Source organism: Polaromonas sp. (assembly GCF_018780625.1).
Taxonomy (GTDB): domain Bacteria; phylum Pseudomonadota; class Gammaproteobacteria; order Burkholderiales; family Burkholderiaceae_C; genus Polaromonas.
In genome coordinates this window covers 1-2,555 of the sequence record NZ_JADMJK010000245.1, presented here as the reverse complement: position 1 = coordinate 2,555, position 2,555 = coordinate 1, and the positions used below count along the sequence as shown (strand labels likewise).

Here is a 2,555-nt window from a genome sequence, read left to right as displayed (position 1 = left end):
AGCGCAAACGGCACCACGGCGGCCAGCATGTTGCCGCAGTTGGCGGCGGTGTCCACCGTGTCCTTGTCGGGCTGCAGCTGGGCAAACAGGAAGTCGAGGTCCACGCCCGGCGTGGTGCTTTTGCGCACAATGCCGACCTTGCTGGTCAGCGGATGCGCGCCGCCCAGGCCGTCAATCTGGCGCTTGTCGGGCGAGCCCAGCACCGCCAGCAAGACCTTGTCGCGCGTGGGAATGTCGGCCGGCAGGTCGGCTTCGTTGAAAAACGGACCCTTGGAGGTGCCTCCGCGCATCAACAGGCAGGGAATGGCCGTCTGGGAAGTCATGGGTTTGTCGTCCTCGGAGTTCGAATAGTAGGGTGCATTGTCTGGATTTATCAAGCCCGGCGACAGGGTGCGCCGCGACTATCAGCTAGAACAAAAACCTATACCGCCGGCTTTGATATGCCGATAAACTGCAGTCCGTGGACCTCAAACAACTTGAATATTTTGTGCGCGTGGCCGAACTCGGCAGTTTCACGCGCGCCTCCATTGCGCTCGATGTGGCCCAGCCCGCGCTGAGCCGGCAGGTGCGCCTGCTCGAAGTCGAACTGCGCCAAAGCCTGCTGGTGCGCAACGGCCGCGGCGCCACGCCGACCGAAGCGGGCAAGCTGCTGCTGGCGCACGGGCGCGGCATCTTGCACCAGGTGGAACGCGCCCGCGAGGAACTGGGCCGCGTGCGCGGCTCGCTGGCCGGGCGCGTGGCGATCGGCCTGCCGCCCACGCTGGCCCGGGTGCTGACGGTGCCGCTGACGCGCGCCTTTCGCCACGAACTGCCCGACGCCCGGCTGTCGATCAGCGAGGGCCTGTCTGCGGTCATGCAGGAATGGCTGCTCAACGGCCGGCTCGACATTGCCGTGCTGTACAACGCGCAGCCCGCCGCCGGCATCGAGATGACGCCGTTGCTGGACGAGGATCTGCTGCTGGTGCAGGCGCGCCCGCCCGGCCTGCAGGAAGACCCGCCACCGCCGCCAATTGCGCTCAGGGACGTGGCCAGGCTGCCGCTGGTGATTCCGAGCCGGCCCAACGCCATCCGCATGCATGTGGAAGCCGAAATGGCGGGCATCGGCTGCCGGCCCACGATTGCGCTGGAGATTGACGGCGTGTCCGCGATTCTGGACCTGGTGGCCGACGGCGCCGGCTGCGCGCTGCTGTCGCGCAACGCGGTGGCCAGCTCCATCAAGCCGTCGGCGTTCAGCGTGCGCATGATTGGCGATCCGCCGCTGCGCACGCGGCTGTCGCTGGTCACCAGTTCGCTGCGGCCGGCCACGCTGACGCAGCAGGCCACGCTGGCGCTGATCCAGCGCACCGCCAAGATACTTCTCAACAACCCCTGAAAAAGTGCCGCAATTACTATGAAAAACATAGCTACTCATGCCCGCAACATAAGCGTCACGGCCATTTTTTATACTATTTTTGGCGCACTGGGCATGGCGCAGGCCCAGCCTGCGGCCTATCCGTCCAAACCGATCCGCATCGTGGTGCCGTTCACGCCGGGCGGCAGCACCGACATCCTGGCGCGCGCGATTGGCCAGGAACTGACCAAGGCCTGGGGCCAGAGCGTGATCGTGGACAACGTTCCCGGCGCCGGCGGAGCCATAGGCGCCGACAAGGTGGCCAAGGCCCCGGCCGACGGCTACACCCTGCTGATGGGCCACATCGGCACGCTGGCCGTGAACCCCAGCCTTTACCCCAAGCTACCCTACAACCCGGTCAAGGATTTTGCGCCGGTCGCCTGGGTCGCGCGGGTGCCCAACGTGCTGGTGGTGCACCCCGCCGTGCCGGCCAAAAACCTCAAGGAACTGGTGGCACTGGCCAAGGCCAGGCCCGGCCAGCTCAACTACGGCTCGGGCGGCAACGGCAGCGCCGCCAACCTGGCCACCGAATACTTCAAGCTGCAGACCGGCACCTCGCTGCTGCACATCCCCTACCGCGGCACCGCACCGGCCGTGACCGACCTGATGGGCGGCCAGATCCAGCTGCTGTTCACCGGCGCGCCGGCCGTCATGAGCCAGCTCAAGAACGGCCAGCTGCGCGCGCTGGCAGTGTCCAGCCCGCAGCGGCTGGACGCCCTGCCCGAGGTGCCCACCGTGGCCGAGAGCGGCTACAAGGGCTTTGAGGCAGACCAGTGGTATGGCGTGGTGGCCCCGGCCGGCACGCCGCGCGAGATCGTCGCCAAACTCAATGACCAGATCAACCAGGCGCTCAACGCCCCCGCGCTCAGGTCGCGCCTGACAGCCGAAGGCGCAGTGGCCACGCCCAGCACGCCCGAGGTGTTTGGCAAGCTGATCGAGACGGAGATTGGCCGATGGAAGCCGGTGATTGGGTCGGGCCGGGTGCGGGCGGATTGAGCGGCTGAGTTGGCTGGAGTGGGCTTGGGCAGTTACTTTTTTGGTAGCGGGTTGGGTTGTCGTGGTTGGGCTGGCCGGTCTAGCCCGGCGGGCGAGGCACTTTGCTTTTGCTTCGCTTCGCCAAAAGAAAGTACCCAAAGAAAAGGCGACCCGCAGTCTGGGTCCCTGC

General features: G+C 66.5%; 3 protein-coding genes. 2 read left to right on the top strand and 1 reads right to left on the bottom strand.

The annotated features are described in order from the left end of the window. A partial coding sequence (locus tag IV091_RS17405) for a PrpF domain-containing protein (protein ID WP_293470575.1) occupies positions 1–323 on the bottom strand: 323 nt, incomplete at its 3' end. A 137-nt stretch (positions 324–460) separates the two neighbouring features. Here IV091_RS17405 and IV091_RS17400 point away from each other — a divergent pair. Then, positions 461–1,372, top strand: coding sequence for a LysR substrate-binding domain-containing protein (locus IV091_RS17400; protein ID WP_293470574.1), 912 nt, complete (start codon positions 461–463; stop codon positions 1,370–1,372). Between the two features lie 93 nt (positions 1,373–1,465). After that, on the top strand, positions 1,466–2,386 hold the full coding sequence (locus IV091_RS17395; protein ID WP_293470578.1) for a tripartite tricarboxylate transporter substrate binding protein: 921 nt from the start codon (positions 1,466–1,468) through the stop codon (positions 2,384–2,386). The last annotated feature ends 169 nt before the right edge of the window (positions 2,387–2,555 follow it).